The organism is Flavobacterium sp. CBA20B-1 (assembly GCF_028473145.1).
Taxonomy (GTDB): Bacteria; Bacteroidota; Bacteroidia; order Flavobacteriales; family Flavobacteriaceae; genus Flavobacterium.
In genome coordinates, this window is the sequence record NZ_CP092370.1 from 2,669,421 (window position 1) to 2,687,753 (window position 18,333).

At 35.0% G+C, this 18,333-nt stretch carries 13 protein-coding genes; 8 read left to right on the plus strand and 5 right to left on the minus strand.

What is annotated here, in order from left to right:
* Window positions 1-18: 18 nt before the first annotated feature.
* Both MG290_RS13035 and MG290_RS13040 read right to left on the minus strand, forming a co-directional pair.
* The gene (locus MG290_RS13035; protein ID WP_264561683.1) at window positions 19-834 is read right to left on the minus strand and encodes an alpha/beta hydrolase; all 816 of its coding nucleotides are present in this window, start codon (window positions 832-834) and stop codon (window positions 19-21) included.
* A 1-nt stretch (window position 835) separates the two neighbouring features.
* The gene (locus MG290_RS13040) at window positions 836-1,666 is read right to left on the minus strand and encodes a VanW family protein (RefSeq protein WP_264561684.1); all 831 of its coding nucleotides are present in this window, start codon (window positions 1,664-1,666) and stop codon (window positions 836-838) included.
* A gap of 520 nt (window positions 1,667-2,186) precedes the next feature.
* On the opposite strand from MG290_RS13040, the gene MG290_RS13045 reads away from it, so the two are divergent.
* Window positions 2,187-2,804 (plus strand): 7-carboxy-7-deazaguanine synthase QueE, encoded by a 618-nt coding sequence (locus MG290_RS13045; protein WP_264561685.1) that lies wholly within the window; start codon window positions 2,187-2,189, stop codon window positions 2,802-2,804.
* 31 nt (window positions 2,805-2,835) lie between these two features.
* Window positions 2,836-3,231: a DUF2059 domain-containing protein gene (locus MG290_RS13050; RefSeq protein ID WP_264561686.1), complete on the plus strand. Its 396-nt coding sequence runs from the start codon at window positions 2,836-2,838 to the stop codon at window positions 3,229-3,231.
* 155 nt (window positions 3,232-3,386) lie between these two features.
* Here MG290_RS13050 and MG290_RS13055 read toward each other — a convergent pair whose 3' ends face one another.
* Window positions 3,387-4,097, minus strand: a complete 711-nt coding sequence (locus MG290_RS13055; RefSeq protein WP_264561687.1) for a class I SAM-dependent methyltransferase — start codon at window positions 4,095-4,097, stop codon at window positions 3,387-3,389.
* 177 nt (window positions 4,098-4,274) lie between these two features.
* On the opposite strand from MG290_RS13055, the gene MG290_RS13060 reads away from it, so the two are divergent.
* The gene (locus MG290_RS13060) at window positions 4,275-4,769 is read left to right on the plus strand and encodes a YkgJ family cysteine cluster protein (protein WP_264561688.1); all 495 of its coding nucleotides are present in this window, start codon (window positions 4,275-4,277) and stop codon (window positions 4,767-4,769) included.
* A gap of 15 nt (window positions 4,770-4,784) precedes the next feature.
* On the opposite strand, the gene MG290_RS13065 is transcribed toward MG290_RS13060, so the two are convergent.
* On the minus strand, window positions 4,785-5,000 hold the full coding sequence (locus MG290_RS13065; protein WP_264561689.1) for a hypothetical protein: 216 nt from the start codon (window positions 4,998-5,000) through the stop codon (window positions 4,785-4,787).
* An 80-nt stretch (window positions 5,001-5,080) separates the two neighbouring features.
* Entirely contained in the window at window positions 5,081-6,319 is a 1,239-nt protein-coding gene (locus MG290_RS13070) for an exo-beta-N-acetylmuramidase NamZ family protein (protein WP_264561690.1), read from the minus strand.
* A gap of 4 nt (window positions 6,320-6,323) precedes the next feature.
* Here MG290_RS13070 and MG290_RS13075 point away from each other — a divergent pair, with 4 nt between their 5' ends.
* From MG290_RS13075 to MG290_RS13095, 5 genes are all read left to right on the plus strand, one after another.
* A complete protein-coding gene (locus MG290_RS13075) occupies window positions 6,324-7,562 on the plus strand; it encodes an ABC transporter permease (RefSeq protein ID WP_264561691.1) in 1,239 nt (412 codons plus the stop codon).
* A 238-nt stretch (window positions 7,563-7,800) separates the two neighbouring features.
* Window positions 7,801-13,161 (plus strand): T9SS type B sorting domain-containing protein, encoded by a 5,361-nt coding sequence (locus MG290_RS13080; RefSeq protein WP_264561692.1) that lies wholly within the window; start codon window positions 7,801-7,803, stop codon window positions 13,159-13,161.
* 130 nt (window positions 13,162-13,291) lie between these two features.
* On the plus strand, window positions 13,292-16,708 hold the full coding sequence (locus MG290_RS13085) for a methylmalonyl-CoA mutase family protein (RefSeq protein ID WP_264561693.1): 3,417 nt from the start codon (window positions 13,292-13,294) through the stop codon (window positions 16,706-16,708).
* Window positions 16,709-16,945: 237 nt separating this feature from the next.
* Window positions 16,946-17,536: a hypothetical protein gene (locus MG290_RS13090; RefSeq protein WP_264561694.1), complete on the plus strand. Its 591-nt coding sequence runs from the start codon at window positions 16,946-16,948 to the stop codon at window positions 17,534-17,536.
* Window positions 17,523-18,296 carry a hypothetical protein gene (locus MG290_RS13095; protein WP_264561695.1) on the plus strand — a complete coding sequence of 258 codons (774 nt, stop codon included), beginning with the start codon at window positions 17,523-17,525 and terminating at the stop codon, window positions 18,294-18,296. The genes MG290_RS13090 and MG290_RS13095 overlap by 14 nt, the downstream gene beginning before the upstream one ends.
* The last annotated feature ends 37 nt before the right edge of the window (window positions 18,297-18,333 follow it).

An 18,333-nucleotide genomic window follows, 5' to 3' on the forward strand; every position in this document is an offset into this window, starting at 1 on the left:
TAAATTATTCTACTTCGATTATTCGTTGCCCAAAGTCCAAATTAAGGCTTTTTCCTTTGTAGCTCTAAAAATAGTGGTGTGTTTTTCTTTAGGTTCGTCTGCATAGTTCCATTTTAAATTAGTTCGATTTTCCGTTTTTAGAATCTCAGCTAATTCATTGGTATAGGGTGAAATATCAGTAGCGCTAGAGCCTGCAAACCACAGTTTTTTCTCGCTATCAGCTGGGATTTTCGTTAGATGTTCTTTCGCCGTTTTTACCAAATAGTGGTCGTTCCACCATAAAGATGGATCAAATGCAATGTAATAATCAAATAGTTCTGGTTCTAGAAAAAAAGTTTCCATTACAAAAAGCCCTGATAACGATTCTCCCAAAATACCTTTTTTGCCCGATGTGCGGTATTTTTTTTCAATCTCGGGAAATAATTCATCACTAATAAAAGCTCGGAATTTTTCCGAACCACCCACCACCGGAGCCACTTCTTTGTCTTTTTCAACTTCAGTAACACCAGATAAATCTCTTCGGCGCTCCGTATTTTCAATTCCAACTAAAATCATAGGCGGTATTTTTTTAGATTGGATGAGTTTTGCAAAAGTGTTGACAATATGCGGAAAATCTTCTTTTATGCCACCATCTGCCATATACATTACTGGTAAACTGTCTTTGGATTGACTGTAACCTTCGGGTGTCCAAACATTAATTATTCTTTTCTCGTTTACACTTTTAGACTGAATTTCGATGGTTTCATGTGCTGGAATTGGGTCGTTTGGTTGCGTAGTTTTTGAACAACTACAAAAAAGAGCAACAATTATAAATAGGAAATAAATTTTGTTCATTTTAGCTGTTTTTTAAGTTAGTGTCGATATAATTTTCAGGTTGATAAGTCACTCGGGCATAATTTTTCTTGAGAAGTTCATTTTTCAAACAATTTCCTGTTTTTTTATCAATTACCTTTCTCCAAATTTCATTTTGACGAAAAAAAAGACTTTCTTTTTTTAAGAACTGATGATTTTTTTCAAATATATGATACGATACACCCAAAGGATTTTTAGCTTTTAGTTCACCTTCCAAATGCGTGCTTGTAAGCCAAAGATTTAATTGAAATGTATTATCAGTATTGTTTTTTATTTGTAAGTCAACATAATTATAGAAAATTGCGGCACCACTTCCAAAGGGCAAAACCCTTCCTTCATCGGGAAAGGGGTCAAACGAATGATTAGAACGCTCTGTAACTGTTAACGGACTGTGCATTGCCAACCAATGAATCATATTTGCTATTTGACAAATACCGCCGCCAATTCCTGCTCTCGCCTTTCCGAAAGAAAGTTCCATACCCAATAAATAGCCTTTTTTTTTTGTTGGTAAGCCCACCAATTTGCAAAAAGAGAACGTTTCTCCGGGCTTAATCACCACACCATTTAATTGTTTTAGAGCAATTCTTAAATTAGTAACTTTGTTTATTTGAAGCTCTTGATTTCCGTCACCCAGCTTTCGCAACAATACCGATTGATGTTTTTTTACTCTTTGAAAAGAGGAATCAATAGGTTTTAATTTAGAATAGGTATTACCGCTACAAAACCATTCAGCTTTGCGTTTTAAACGTCTAGTCCAAACTGCCAAAAAATATAAAATAGGATGCCTTTGGCTTAATAACTTTCTTTGTTTCAAAGCGCTTTTTTAATTAAGTCAATCAAATTTAAGGAATTAAATTAATTTTTTTTAAAAAATTTTAGGAGAGTTTCTACTTCATCCACATAAATACAATTAATGCAATACAAACAGCAATCTGAAAATAATTCATGTATGCTTGAATGTAGGTTTTTCTTTTTAAAAATTTGCTGACATATCCACTTAAAACTGCGATGAAACATAATACAAGAAAGGCTTGTATCATAAAAATACTGCCTAATGTATAAACTTGCATCTTGATGTTTCCCAATTCGGGATGCAAAAACGAAGGGAATAGTGACAAAAAGATTAAATCTAAAAGCTGTGCTAAGTCTCCCGACTTTGAGCAACAATAAAAACCAACAGCCTCTTTACACACGTATTGAGGCTGTTTTGTTATATAACTTTGTGGTAAAAGCAAAACGCCAGACTTTGTAGCTTGGCGTTGTTTAGTTTTATAGATTCCAAGAGCGCATTTATAAAGATTTGTGATAACTATCGTATCTTTGCAAAAAAAAGAATGACAGCAACAGAAAAAATCGTTGAAAAATTACCTTTAATGGAAGCATTTTACACCATTCAAGGTGAAGGTTTTTATACCGGTCATGCCGCATATTTTATACGTTTGGCAGGATGCGATGTGGGCTGTCATTGGTGTGATGTGAAAGAAAGCTGGGATGAAAACCTGCATCCTAAAATTTCGGTAAGCGATATTGTGTCGAAAGCTCAAGAAAATGGAAATTTGGTTGTAATCACAGGTGGCGAACCGCTAATGTGGAATTTAGATCATCTTACATCAAAGTTAAAAGAAAAGGGAATTCAAACAAATATAGAAACATCGGGCGCTTATGAGCTTTCGGGTTTTTGGGATTGGATTTGCTTATCGCCAAAGAAAAAGAAATTGCCCACGCAAAGTGTGTACGATGCTGCCAATGAGCTAAAATGCATCATTTACAACCACCACGATTTTATTTTTGCCGAAGAACAAGCTGCAAAAGTGAATAAAAACGCCAAGCTGTATTTGCAAGTAGAGTGGAGTAAGAAGGCAGAAATGCTTCCAACGCTTATAGAATATGTAAAAAAAAATCCAAAATGGGCTATTTCTACACAAACACATAAATATTTGGATATTCCGTAGAAAATGATAATTTTACTGTAAAAAAAGAGGTATGAAAAAAATTGTTGTAGTATTGTTTTTAACCGTTTTTACAAACACATTTGCCCAAGCTAATAAAGCCGATGTATTAAAATTGGTTGAACTTTCTGGTGAAGTAAAAGAGTTTTACAATATTGCCGATGAAATTTCTAAACAACTTTCTGTAACTAATAGAGAAAGTTTTAAAAAAGACATGGAACCGCTTATTGCCAAACAAAAAAGGAACTTAATTGCCTATTATTCGCAAAACTTATCGCAAAGCGAAGTGGAAAATTTGATTGAATTTTATCAAACACCATTGGCAAAAAAATTCATGATGGTAAAAAGCAATTATGCTGTTGTTTTAAGCAATCGGTCGGAGGCTTTTAAAGCCGAAATTCAAGGTATTATTATGAAATATATGATGTAAAAAAAAGAGAAGCAAGGGCTTCTCTTTTTTGTTGGCTAAAGATCAGAAACTTTAAGTTTGTAAAATTTTATTATCCACAGATTTTAAGATGAAAAGGATTTTTCAATCTGTGAAAATTTGTGAAATTCCTAGTTATAGTAAAAATTCTTGATGGTTTATTTTGTAATTCTAGCCAAATAATCAAAATTAGATCCTTCTAAAATCAATTCACATTTTAAGTTTTGTGCCATACAAGCATTTTGCAGCGTATTAAAATCTAAATAAAGCCAATTGAAAGGTTCTTCTTTTTTGCCTTTGTATGATATGTTAAATGTAAGCTCGCCATAATAATCACCATACATCGGAATCCATTTTCCGCCGTCTTCGTCTTCATCAAACATATAAATGATATCCGAACTGTCTATTAAAAGTTGTCCGTTATCGGTTAATAATTTTTTTAATTTAGAAAGATATTGATCGATATTTTTCAATTTACCAAAGATTCCGGTTCCATTCATCAAAAGCAGAATAGTATCAAATTGTTCCGATTCATTCATCTGTAAAATATCCATCTGTACAGCATTTTCAACCCCTCGAATTTTACAGGTTTCCACAGCATTTGCAGATATATCAATTGCCAAAACATTGCATCCCTTTTCCTGCAAATACAGTGCATGGCTTCCGGCACCACAGCCAACATCTAGCACTTTTCCTTTACAAAGCTTTAATGCTTTTTGTTCGATTTTTGGCATATCATTGAATGATCGAAAAAGATACGAAATATCCATTTCATCGGCTTCGCTGATATTGGTTTCGGTGACTATATTTTCGGGCTGATTATTTTGCACATAATCCAGCATGGCTTTGCCAAAAAGGTCTTTAAACATATAATTATTTTTTTTGCAACCACATAATAACATACATTTTCTGATTCTATTTTTGTTGAAAACATAATGAATTATTAAAAAGCTATGTACTCATTAAGTAAAAGCAATGAAATTCTACGTGGTTAAAAGTTTAAATGTCGGTATTTATTTTTTGTAATTTTGCATTTTAAAATTGCAATGGAAAACTATTTAAAACAATTGCCAAAGTTAGCAAAAGATAAGCACACAGAAAACAAGAAGTATTTTGATAAGCTAAAGAAAAAAACACCCAAAGATTTAGATTATAAAATGCAGCAAATTCACAATGATGTGTTTAAAAAAACCGATTGTTTGTCGTGTGCGAATTGTTGTAAAACCACCGGTCCTTTGTTTACCATGGCAGATATTGAGCGTATTGCAAAACATTTGCGCCAAAAGCCCCAGCAATTTATAGACCAATATTTGCGGATTGATGAGGATAATGATTATGTGTTGCAAAGCGTGCCTTGTACATTTTTAGACCACGAGAATTACTGCATGATTTATGATGTGCGCCCGAAAGCCTGTAGGGAATTTCCGCATACCGACCGAAAGAAGTTTCAGCAAATCAGTCATTTAACCTTAAAGAATGTGGCAATTTGTCCCGCAGCGTTTGCTGTTGTTGAAGAAATGAAAAAGAAAATGCCTTTATAAAGCAAAGGCATTTTTTTATATAAAACTGTGTTCGTTGTCTAAATAATTTTTTAGAAAAGCTTGAGCGTCTTCTTCCGAGCTAAAAGTGTCGATTACATATTCTACTAATTTTAAAATAAATTCTTTAAAACGTTCAAATAAATCAATAACATTCCCCAGAATACGCAAAAACCATTCATAAATAGATTGAAAACGATCAATAATCGCAATTACAGCGTTGGTTGTGTCCATAACAATTAAATTTTTTTTACTTGAAATCAAATATAGTAAAAGTTTAGCTATTTTTAAACAAGCATATTGATAAATTGAAGTTAAAAATTGAAGTAAATCGAATACTTTTTACTTGTTTTTTTAAAATCTTCAATACCGTCTTTCCATGTCTCTCTGATTTCTTTTTCGGTTAAACCTTTTTCGATTTGTTTTTGAAGTTTATCTGTTCCCGCAAGCTTTATAAAAAAGTTATTAAAGAATTTTTCTTTGTTCGTGGTGTTTTTATAAGCTTTTAAAAGCCATTCTAAAGATAAACCATCAATGGCTGCATGAGCTGATAAATCTTCTCCAAAACATTTTACACCGTTATGCACCGGATTTTTTGCACCTTCGTTTGGTTCGGGTATAAAACTAAAATTCATATTCTTTAAAAAGGGCGATCCGTAAATTTGAAACTGTTTTTCGGTGCCACGCCCCACACTTACATTCGTTCCTTCAAAAAAGCATAAACTAGTGTATAGATTAATAGCTGTATCATTAGGTAAATTTGGCGATGGTTTTACAGGCAATGAATAGTGCATTCCTTTGTTGTAATTTTTGCAAGGAATAACAGTTAATTTTGCCTGAACGCCATTCTTCAACCATTTTTCGCCATTAATCATTTTGGCATATTCGCCAATAGTCATTCCGTGCAACACAGGAATTGGGTGCATGCCTACAAAACTTTTATTTTTCATTTCTAAAACAGGTCCGTCAACCGTTGCACCTTTCGGATTTGGTCGATCCAAAACAATCAACGGAATATTATTTTCGGCACAAGCTTCCATTAAATAGTGTAACGACGAAATATAGGTATAAAATCGCGCGCCTACATCCTGCAAATCAAAAATCATTACATCAATTCCCGCAAGTTGTTCTTTTGTCGGCTTTTTGTTGGAGCCGTACAAAGAAATAATTGGCAAACCGGTTTTGGTATCTTTTCCGTCTTTAATCAGTTCACCGGCATCGGCAGTTCCACGAAAACCATGTTCGGGAGCATAGATTTTTTTTAGGTTGATTTTATTTTCGATTAAAAAATCTACTAAATATACTGTTACTTTTCTAACTGATTTTATACATCCGTTTGAATTACCATACGCATTATAAGGTTCATTTACTTCAACAATTCCCGTTTGGTTCGTTAAAATTCCTACTGTTTTATCTTTTAATAACGGAAAATATTGATGAAATTGTTCGGCGCCTGTTTGTATAGATTGCGCATTACCAACAAAACTTAAATTGGCAAAAACTATTACAAAGAAAAATAAAAATGTATTTTTGGAGTGAATTATATATTTCATAGTTTTGAATGTATCTTATTTTATAGCTAAACGTTTAGCAACTTCTAAAAAGTATAAAAATAGTGTTTCTGCGCCAATAATAAAAATTGCAATTGCCGCAGTTGCCATTAGTGTGATTATGATGCTGGTTTCGGTGGCAACAGGATTGGGTTTGCAGGAAAAAATACGCAATAAAATTACATCGTTTAATGGGCATATTGTGGTATCGAATTTTGATAATAACCAGTCCGAAATCACTTTAGAACCGCTTTCTACCCAACAAAATTTCTATCCAAACTTTACAGAAGTACCCGAAGTGACAGCGGTGCATCCGTTTGCTACCAAAGCAGGAGTAGTTCGAACCGAAAAATCGTTTGAAGGAATTGTTTTTAAAGGAGTTGATAAAGATTATCAATGGAACTATTTAGCAGATTATCTCTCAGAAGGAAAGTTGCCAGAATATAAAGCAGAAGGAATGACCAACGAAGTGCTTATCTCGGGTTATTTAGCCAATCGACTAGAGTTGAAAGTAGGCGACAAGTTAGAAACCTATTTTTTAAGAAATCAAGAAGCAGAAATGCCCAATGTGCGTTCGTTTACTATTGTAGGAATTTATGACTCAGGCTTTCCTCAGTTCGATGAAACCTTTGTTATTGGCGATTTAAAACACGTGCAACGCTTAAATAAATGGCAACAAGACGAGGTGGGTGGTTTTGAACTTTTCATAAACGATTTTACCCAGATTGATGCCGTTGCCGATAAAGTGTATAGTCATATTCCATCAACCTTAAACAGTGAGCCAATAAGCACTAAATATTTTCATATTTTTGATTGGCTAAAACTATTCGATTTTAATATCTATATTATTGTAGGGCTGATGATTTTGGTAGCAGTTATAAATATGGTAGTTGCTTTATTGGTTTTAATTTTAGAACGCACGCAAATGATTGGTATATTAAAAGCTTTAGGAGCAACCAATTGGAGTATTCGAAAGATATTTGTGTACAATGCCACTTATATAGTATTGATAGGCTTAGTAATAGGAAACATTATAGGCTTAGGATTGTTGCTGATTCAGAAATATTTTGGTGTGATTACATTAGACCCCACGCAATATTACGTAAAAGAAGCCCCGGTGCAAATTTCACTGTTTTATATCCTTTTAATAAATGTGATTTTAGTAGTAATTAGTTATATAATCATGTTGTTGCCTTCGGTGCTCATCACAAAAATTTCTCCCGTAAAATCGATTAAGTTTCAGTAGGGTGAAAATTGATTTTTGTTAGATGATTTATGAATGTTTAACGCCACGTAAATATTTCATATAAGTGTTTTTATGGGTAATATACGAATTGCTAAAATATTAAATATGTTAATTTTAGTTTGATTAAGATTTTTTTATGATTTTTTATAAAAAATAAAATGTTTCGATGTATCTTGCATAAAATATAGATTAAAAATATTTGTATGCGTTTCACTTTTAGAAATAAGAAATTTTAAATATGAAGAAGAAATTATATTTAAGAACAAACAGTTTTTGGGTAGGTTTTCTACTGTTATTTTCAGTTTTAGGTTTTAGCCAACCAATTACTGTTAATACTACTACCTATACGCCAGAGCAATTGGTTAAAGATGTTTTAATTAAAACACCTTGTGCCCAAATAACGAATGTCAGCTGGTCAACAGGAAGCAGTTTTGCAACCGGTGACCAATCAAATGGTATTGGTTATTTTCAAAATACCAATCCTGCTTTTGATATGGCTGATGGTATTATTTTAAGTACAGGTAAAGCGATCGACGGTCCAGGGCCAAGAGGATTAAACGGAGGCTCAAGCAGCGGTACAAGTAATGCGTGGCCTGATGATTTGCAACTTACCACCTACATGAATAATATATTAGGTAATACGGATGCGTATCATAATGCCACTATATTAGAGTTTGATTTTGTTCCTTTTACAAGTGAAATGCAATTTAATTTTATTTTTGCTTCTGAAGAATATGGGACTTTTCAATGTAACTTTTCTGATGCATTTGCATTTTTTTTAACCAATACAGTAGCGGGTACTACAACCAATTTGGCATTAGTACCAAATACCACAGATCCTATTTCTGTTGTAACAATTAGAGATGCAGCACATAATGCAAACTGTCCTTCTGTTAATGAACAGTTTTTTGATAGTTATAATGACGGAAGTACTACAAGTGCTATAAATTTTAGAGGACAAACCGTTAAGATGACAGCAGAATCGCCAGTTGTACCTTTTACTAAATATCGTATTAAAATGGTTATTCAAGACAGAGGAGATTCTGCTCTTGATTCTGCGGTTTTTATCGAAGGAGGAAGTTTCAATATTGGTAATTTAAATTTAGGTAACCCTGTTTTAATTGAAAATGGCGAAGGTTTATGTGTGGGCGATAGCTACACTTTAAACGCTGGTTTAGACCCTAATTTATTTACTTTTGAGTGGTTTAAAGATGGTGTGCAAATTCCAGGTCAAACAGGTTCTACTTTAACGGTAACAGAAACGGGAGATTACCATGTGGTTGCATTTGTTCCAAATGTATTATGTGATTTTGTATCCGATCCCGTTCGAATAGAATTTTTTGATTATGTAACGATATCTGCACCACAGAATATATCATTGTGTCCGAGTTCAGGTTCTTCGACCCGATTTAATTTAGACGATGCCTTGACAGGTGTAACGAGCAATCCAGATATATTATTCAGTTATTATTTAACGCAACAAGATGCGGAGAATGATACCAATGCAATTTCTAATTTTTATAATTTACCGAATAGTACTACCGGTTCATTAACGATTTGGGTTCGTGCATACGAGTTGAATAATCCATGTCCTTATGTAACCTCATTTACAATCAGTTTACTAAATTGTAGTTTAACGTTAAATCCTTTACCGGACTTATCGATATGTGAGGGAGCGAGCGTACAAACGTTTGATTTAACTGTTCAAACCCCTGTTGTTTACAACAATGCAGCAGGTTATATAGTAACTTACCACTTAAGCAAACCCGATGCAGATACAGGCATCAATGCGATACCATCGGGAAGTTTAGCAACTTATAACGGAACAAACGGTGAACGTATATGGGTTCGCGTTACCGATAGTAACAACTCATTGTCATTTGGAGTAACTTCTTTCTATTTATATAGAAACTTATTGCCGCTAATCCAAACCACGGTTTTACCAATCACAGCATGTGAAAACGGAAATACAGGTTTAGCAAATTTCGATTTGAATTTAGCTTATAGCACCGTACCTGTTAGTCCACTAGGTGTGTCTTTAGAGTTTTACAGCACGCAGCAAGATGCATTATTAGGCAACACCGCGTTAATGCTGCCTGTAAATTACACCGGAGCAGCGGGAACCATTTATGTGCGTGTACGCAATTTGGATGGCGACTGTTTCACGGTAGTTCCTTTGCAGTTACAAATCATCAACACTCCAGTAGCTAACAGCATTGCACCATTGACATATTGTGATTTAAACAATGATGGATTTGGAGAATTTAACTTAGATGTAACCCGCGTATTAATCGCAGGAAACCCAATGCCGGCTAATTCGGTAGTTACTTTCCACGAAACCCAAGGAGATGCAGATGCCAATGCAAATGCCATCTTCAATACCGGCGCTTACATTAATAAAGTAAAAGACCAACAAACGATTTATGTACGCGTAGGGTTTACCAACTCTAGCTGTTATAACACGGTTCCTTTGGTGTTAATCGTAAACAAAACTCCTGCCATTACCCCAATTAGAGGTCTTCAGGTTTGTGACATTAATAATGATGGAGTAGAAACAGTAAACCTACGCAGCAAAGAATCAGAAATGTTAACCGGTTTAAACGCTGCCAACTATACAGTAAGCTACCATATAAGTTCAGCCGCAGCAATGGCAAATACGGGAGCAATAGGCAACCCAACCAATTTTTCAACCAGTGTATCAACAGTAGTTTATGTACGTGTAACCGATAACACCACAGGTTGTTTCGTAGTAAGTCGCATAAATATTGAATTGGTAGCTATGCCGGTTGTAGCCAACCCGTTACCAACCGTTACAAAATGTGATACCAATGGGGATGGTTTTGAAGTGTTTGATTTAGCAAGTTTAAAAGCAGGAATCATCGGCACGCAACAAGGCTTAGATGTAAGTTTCCATTATAACAACAGCGATGCGCAAACCGGATTAAATCCATTGGCAAACCAATACCAAAACGTATCTGCCAACGTACAAACCATCTATGTTCGCGTATTTAACGCAAGTACGGGATGTTTTGTAGTAAGCACTATGAATTTAGAAGTAAAAGCCAACCCTGTTATTACCGTACCAAGTACACCTTATGTAATATGTAGCGATTCAGGTTTTGGTACCATTAATATTTACTTATACGGAAAAGCATTGATAGATGCTACGGGTCAAAACTACGGATTCCAGTTTTTCGAAACCGAGTCTGATGCCATGAACAATATAAATAATATATCGAACCCGGTAGCCTATAACAATTTAACGCCAGGAAATTCAACAATTTGGATCCGCGTAAACGATCCTGTATCCGGTTGTTTCTCTGTATATCCAATCGCATTCCAATTGGTAGTGCCGCCAAAATTACCTGCGAGTTTACCAAAATTGGTAGAATGTGACGTGTTAGGAAGCACTCAAGATCAATTAACCATATTTGATTTAACCGAGCAAAATGCGGCATTATTAGCAGCACAAACAGCTCAAGGGACTTACCAAATCCGTTACTTTACTACCCAAGCATTGGCTAATAGCAATACAAACTGGATTGTAAACCCTACACAGTTTCAAAATACAGTAAACCCACAAACAATCTGGGTTCGTATAGAAGATACATCAAAACCAGGTGGTTGTGCACGTGTGATGAGCTTCCAAATAGAGGTAGCAGCACCATTTGTGTTACAACAGCCATTACCAATCGTATTATGTGATACCGATCAAATAAACGATGGATTGCGCGAGTTTGATTTAACCATCCGTGAATATGAATTGTTTGGCGGTCAGCCACCATTTGGAACGGTAATCAATTATTACCTAACCCAGCAAGCAGCAGAGAACGATTTCAATAAAATCGCAAATCCAAGCCAGTTCTATAATACGGTAAACCCACAAACCATTTATATCGGTGTGGAAAACCAATACGGTTGTAGAAGTGTAACTACCTTAACATTACGCGTGTTACCAGTTCCAGAGCCGAACTATACACCAACACCATTGGAATTGTGTGAAGATACATTTAACTCAGGTATGGCAACCTTTGATTTAAGAGATGCAGAAGCAAGTATCGGTAATTTTGGTAATTATACCTATACGTATTATGCTTCAGAGATAGGAGCTCATACACAAGATCCTTTAAGCTTAATAGGTACACCAAGTAATTTCTTTACTGGTACATCACAAGTTTATGTACGTGTAGAAAACAGTTTCACAGATACAAACCAACGTTGTTATGTGGTTGTTGTTTTAGATTTGGTGGTACACCCATGGCCAACAGTAGGACCAATGACAACTTTGGCAGCATGTATGGATAACCCAACTCGTAGCACAAAGTTCAACCTACGCGATAAAGATGCGCAAGCCTTGGGTACGCAAGATCCAGCAAAGCATATCGTAAGATATTTTGCTACCGAGGAAAATGCAGAAGACAATGTAAACCCATTGCCATATACCTATGAAAACACCACCTTAGATCGTCAACAAATCTGGGTTCGTGTAGAAAACAGTGAAACGGGATGTTTTAATATATCTACCTTCTTTATCCAAATCGAGCAAGCAGTATATGCCTTTGCAGCGACTGATACAGAATTCTGTGAAACGGACTTTGAAAACGATGGTGTGTCGATAGTAGATTTAAGCGGATTAGACGCAGAGATTATTGGCAACCAACCAGCAGCAGCAGATGTATTTGTACAGTATGAGCGTTGGGATGGCACCATTGTAAACAAAAACAGCGTACAAGTTTTCGACGGCGAAGTAATAAGAGCAGTAGTAAAATACACTGATACGAATTTGGTATGTAGTGCAAGTGTAACCTTTACAGTTCGATTAAAAGACGCACCGGAAGTTTTACCATTAGAAAACGGAGTAGTATGTTACGAATACCGCGACCAATTTGCTCTGATTAGTGGACATTACCTAGAAACAGGAATCCAAGAAAATACGGGTTATACCATTGTTTGGACACGTGATGGGCAACCTTTAACACCTGCAGTAGCAGATGTGTTAAACGACGGCGGGCGATTATATGTGAAACGCGGTGGTACTTACCAAGTAGTAGTAACTGGTCCAAACGGCTGTAGTACAACACGTACGGCAGTAGTAAGTGAAGCGCCAAGCGTAACAATCGACGAAGTGAAACTAACAGATAGCTTTGGCGATACCAACGCAATCGAAGTAATGGCTTATGCAGGTCCGGGCGTACAATTAGAGTACAAATTAGACAACGGTCCATGGCAAGATTCAAATATCTTTTTAGATGTAACGCCAGGAGAGCACTCAGTTTATGTACGTATTCAAGGACAACCATGTGAGGCAAGTAAAGTAATCAATGTGATGGATTATCCAAAATACTTTACACCAAACAACGACGGATACAACGACACTTGGAACATTTGGTCATTAAAGAATCAGCCAAATGCAAAAATATACATCTTTGACCGTTTTGGAAAATTGCTTAAACAATTAAGTGGAGCAAGCGAAGGCTGGGACGGAACCTTTAACGGAAAACCAATGCCATCAACCGACTACTGGTTTAAAGCAGAGTATGTAGATCCAAAAACAGGATTAACAAAAGAAGTTACAGGTCACTTCTCGTTGAAACGATAACCACTTGTAAATATCAACAAAAAAGAGGATGCGAAAGCTTCCTCTTTTTTTTATAAACGAATAATTTTCGCATATCTTTTTTATATAATCTGTAAAAGATGTATCTTGCGAAGTCGAAATTAAATCAATAATGGAACAAAAAATATATACACCTATAAACAAAGTTCGTATCGTTACAGCTGCTGCTTTGTTTGATGGGCACGATGCAGCAATCAACATTATGCGCCGAATTATTCAAGCTACTGGCTGTGAAGTTATTCACTTAGGTCATGATAAATCGGTTGAAGACGTGGTGAACACCGCTATTCAAGAAGATGCAAATGCCATTGCCATGACATCGTATCAAGGTGGTCACAATGAATATTTTAAGTATATGTATGATTTGCTTCAAGAAAAAGGAGCGGGACATATTAAAATAGTTGGCGGCGGCGGCGGCGTAATTCTTCCAACCGAAATAAAAGAGTTGATGGATTACGGTATCACGCGTATTTATTCTCCAGACGATGGTCGTGAATTGGGGTTACAAGGCATGATTAACGATATGGTGCAGAAAGCCGATTTTCCAACAGGTGCTTTAGAAATTCCTGCGGGGAAAGATATTTATCAGTCGTTGAAAGACATGGATATTACTACAATTGCCCGATTAATTTCATTAGCAGAAAACCGTGAAGAAGACTTTTTAAAGGTTTTCGATTTTGATAAAGTTGAAAATAAAAACGCTCCTGTTTTAGGAATTACCGGAACAGGTGGTGCAGGTAAATCGTCGATGGTTGATGAAATCGTGCGCAGATTTTTGATTGATTTTCCTGAAAAAACCATAGCGTTGGTTTCAGTAGATCCATCTAAAAAGAAAACCGGTGGTGCTTTGTTGGGCGACCGTATCCGTATGAATTCTATTAACAACCCTCGTGTTTATATGCGTTCGTTGGCTACACGTCAATCCAATTTGGCACTTTCAAAATATGTTGAAGAGGCTATTCAGGTTTTAAAAGCAGCACAGTACGATTTGATTATTTTAGAAACATCGGGGATTGGTCAATCTGATACAGAGATTTTGGATCATTCTGATGCTTCATTGTATATTATGACCCCGGAATTTGGTGCGGCTACACAGTTAGAAAAAATCGACATGTTGGATTTTGCAGATATCGTAGCCATCAATAAATTCGATAAACGTGGCGCATTAGATGCTTTGCGCGATGTTAAAAAACAATACCAGCGCAACCATAATTTATGGGATGTAAACCCAGACGAAATGCCGGTTTTTGGAACAATTGCTTCGCAGTTTAACGATCCGGGAACCAATCAACTTTACAAATCGATTATTGATAAAGTGGTGGAAAAAACCGGTGCTGATTTAAAATCTACTTTTGAAATTACAAAAGAGATGTCTGAGAAAATCTTTGTGATTCCACCAGCTCGTATCCGTTATTTGTCTGAAATCGCAGAAAACAACAGAGCGTACGATAACAAAACAGTTTCACAAAAAGAGGTTGCTCAAAAATTATACGGAATCTTTAAAACCATTGAAACAGTTTCGGGTAAATTACCTATTCTAACACAGCATGGAATTGAAATTTCAGGAACGCAAAATACAGAATTGTCAAAACTTTTATTAGCCGAATTTGATAAACTAAAACGCGATTTAGATCCATACAATTGGGAAGTAATCACTACGTGGGACGAAAAAGTAAACAAGTATAAAAATCCAGTTTATTCGTTTAAAGTTCGCGACAAAGAAATCAAAATTCAAACACATTCCGAATCGTTATCGCACTTACAAATTCCTAAAATTGCTTTACCAAAGTACGAAGCTTGGGGCGATATTTTACGCTGGGTGTTGCAAGAAAATGTACCAGGAGAATTTCCATTTACATCAGGCTTGTATCCGTTTAAGCGAGAAGGCGAAGATCCAACACGTATGTTTGCTGGTGAAGGCGGTCCTGAGCGTACCAATCGTCGTTTCCACTATGTATCAAAAGGAATGCCTGCTAAAAGGTTGTCAACCGCTTTTGATTCGGTAACTTTATACGGAAATGATCCAGGGTATCGACCAGATATTTACGGGAAAATTGGAAATGCAGGTGTATCGATTTGTTGTTTAGACGATGCGAAAAAATTATATTCTGGTTTCGATTTATCGCACCCGGCAACATCGGTTTCTATGACCATCAACGGACCAGCGCCCATGTTGTTAGGCTTTTTTATGAATGCGGCAATCGATCAAAACTGTGAAAAATACATCAAAGAAAATGGTTTAGAGACAGAAATTGAAGCAAAAATAAAAGCTATTTATGAAGACAATGGTTTGGAAAGACCAAGATACAATGGCGATTTACCGGAAGGAAACGATGGGTTGGGATTGATGCTATTGGGTGTATCGGGCGATCAGGTTTTACCTGCTGATGTGTATGCCGAAATTAAAAAGAACACCTTGGCACAAGTTCGTGGAACGGTTCAGGCTGATATTTTAAAAGAAGATCAAGCACAAAACACTTGTATTTTCTCCACCGAATTTGCGTTGCGTTTAATGGGCGATGTGCAGGAATATTTCATTGAAAAAAATGTTCGTAATTTTTATTCAGTTTCTATTTCGGGCTATCACATTGCCGAAGCAGGTGCAAATCCGGTAACACAATTGGCTTTTACATTGGCAAATGGTTTCACTTATGTAGAATATTATTTGTCAAGAGGAATGGATATTAATGCGTTTGGACCAAACTTATCATTCTTTTTCTCGAATGGTATCGATCCAGAATATTCGGTAATTGGTCGTGTGGCACGTAGAATTTGGGCGAAAGCTTTAAAACAAAAATACGGAGCCAACGAACGTGCACAAATGTTGAAATACCACATTCAAACATCGGGTAGATCGTTGCACGCACAAGAAATCGACTTTAACGATATTCGTACCACATTACAGGCATTGTATGCGATTTACGACAACTGTAACTCGTTGCACACCAATGCATACGACGAAGCAATTACAACTCCGACAGAAGAATCGGTGCGTAGAGCAATGGCAATTCAGTTGATTATTAATAAAGAATTAGGATTGGCGAAAAACGAAAACCCGATACAAGGTTCGTTCATTATTGAAGAATTAACTGATCTGGTTGAAGAAGCCGTATTGGCAGAATTCGACCGTATTACAGAACGTGGCGGTGTATTAGGTGCAATGGAAACCATGTACCAACGTTCTAAAATTCAAGAAGAATCATTGTATTATGAGACGTTGAAACACAATGGCGAGTTCCCAATCATCGGGGTAAATACGTTTTTAAGTTCATCGGGATCTAAAACGGTGATTCCGGCAGAAGTAATTCGTGCAACCGAAGAAGAAAAACAGTTTCAAATTAAAACTAAAGAAAATCTTCACAAAGCAAAAGCACAAAAAGCAACAGAAGAATTGGCAAGAATACAAGAAGTTGCTATACAAAACCAAAATATTTTTGAAGCTTTGATGGATGCTGCCAAAGTATGTTCATTAGGTCAGATAACCGATGCTTTATTTAAAGTAGGAGGTCAATACCGCAGAAATATGTAACCTGAATATAAGAAACCCGCTCCAGATTTGAAGCGGGTTTTGTTTATATTGTGCGATTCGTAATCATAGTTACATTCAAAAACCGTATTTTTGTGCCTCAAGAAATCAATCATGAATTATCTCTCAGTAGAAAATATATCAAAATTTCTATAATTGCAAAGTGTAAAATATTCAATTTTATATATTGTTTTACTGTAACATTGTGATGCTTTAGTTGAGAAGTTTAATGAAAATACGATGAAGATTGTTTTGTATAAAAAAGTTTTTTTTACGACTCTTATTTTAGGATTAATAGGTTTTATCATTATAAGTCACACTAATTTTCTAAACTATGAAAAGCCTTTGACTTTTGATAAATATGAACAGATTACATTTAAAAATTTTAGAGGAATTGAATTTTTTAAAAAGACATTATATGGGAATGAGAGATTTGCATATGTTGTAACATCAATTGATTATAAGATTGAAGATAATTCGGTAACAATTCAATCTCTTTTTCATCCATCTAGATCTTTTGTTTATAATCAGAATACAAACAGTAAAGAGCTTTTACAGCATGAAAAGTATCATATTAAAATTACAGAATTATATGTAAGGAAAGCTAAAGAAAAGATACATAAATTAGATAGATTTGATAAAAGAAAAATAAAACAAATTATCGATCAAGCTGCAAAGGAAGAAAGAGCATTTCAAAAGGAATATGATTACAATACTTTCCATAGTTATGTTTTAAGTGAACAGAAAAAATATGAAATAATAGTTGATAGTTTACTAAATTTATTAACAGAATACAAAAAACCAAAAATTAATTTCCATGAAAGGTATTAAAAATTTAACTCTAGCTTTAGTTATTTTAACTTTTTTGAGTTGTAATAAGGAAAATAATGTTTTTCCCACAGATAAGAGATATTGGGATATAAATGATTATAATAAAGTTGTCAGAGAGCTTAATTATGGTTACGAAAAAGATGATATGTTACCAACATTCGATGATCCCAATACCAAAATCATAGTTGAGAAACTAACCGATAAGCAAAATTTTAATATCGTACTAGAAGACAATGAATTAGGACTTAAACACAGAAATGAAATTGCCGAAAAGTTTTTCAATGAATGGAAAAATATGACTACTATTTATAATGTATTAGATAGAAAAGATCAGTATTTGTATGAAGATGAAATGCTAGCTGTATGGCATTTTGGTTTAGAACTTCAACTTAAATATTTTAAATTAGGAAATGAGCAAGTAGAGGAAAGTGCAGACGATCCAAACGCGCCTAGAGTAAAAAGTAATATAAACTCGAACGTTAACACATTAATAAAAAATTATCTTATTTATCTAGATGAAATTAATAACGAAGATGCGTTTAGTGAAGCAGGAAAATCAAAATTGGCTCAAGGAATTGATAATTATTTTCCAAAACTTATTAACTTATATCCCGAATCCAATTTTAATGAAATGAAATCTAAAGCAGAATTACTATCAAAAAAAACAAAATCTGAAAAAATAAAAGTTTCTCTAAATAACATAATTGCACTTATTGATTCAAATTATAAGAAGGATAAAGATGAAATGCAAAATCATTAATATACTCAAACCAAAATATTTTTGAAGCTTTGATGGA

Excerpts from the sequence above, each read along its gene's own strand:
- MG290_RS13035 (WP_264561683.1), bottom strand. The coding sequence starts at position 834 with ATGAACAAAATTTATTTCCTATTTATAATTGTTGCTCTTTTTTGTAGT.
- MG290_RS13055 (WP_264561687.1), bottom strand. The coding sequence starts at position 4,097 with ATGTTTAAAGACCTTTTTGGCAAAGCCATGCTGGATTATGTGCAAAAT.
- MG290_RS13090 (WP_264561694.1), top strand. The coding sequence starts at position 16,946 with ATGAAGATTGTTTTGTATAAAAAAGTTTTTTTTACGACTCTTATTTTA.
- MG290_RS13080 (WP_264561692.1), top strand. The coding sequence starts at position 7,801 with ATGAAGAAGAAATTATATTTAAGAACAAACAGTTTTTGGGTAGGTTTT.
- MG290_RS13070 (WP_264561690.1), bottom strand. The coding sequence starts at position 6,319 with ATGAAATATATAATTCACTCCAAAAATACATTTTTATTTTTCTTTGTA.
- MG290_RS13095 (WP_264561695.1), top strand. The coding sequence starts at position 17,523 with ATGAAAGGTATTAAAAATTTAACTCTAGCTTTAGTTATTTTAACTTTT.
- MG290_RS13085 (WP_264561693.1), top strand. The coding sequence starts at position 13,292 with ATGGAACAAAAAATATATACACCTATAAACAAAGTTCGTATCGTTACA.
- MG290_RS13045 (WP_264561685.1), top strand. The coding sequence starts at position 2,187 with ATGACAGCAACAGAAAAAATCGTTGAAAAATTACCTTTAATGGAAGCA.
- MG290_RS13065 (WP_264561689.1), bottom strand. The coding sequence starts at position 5,000 with ATGGACACAACCAACGCTGTAATTGCGATTATTGATCGTTTTCAATCT.
- MG290_RS13050 (WP_264561686.1), top strand. The coding sequence starts at position 2,836 with ATGAAAAAAATTGTTGTAGTATTGTTTTTAACCGTTTTTACAAACACA.
- MG290_RS13060 (WP_264561688.1), top strand. The coding sequence starts at position 4,275 with ATGGAAAACTATTTAAAACAATTGCCAAAGTTAGCAAAAGATAAGCAC.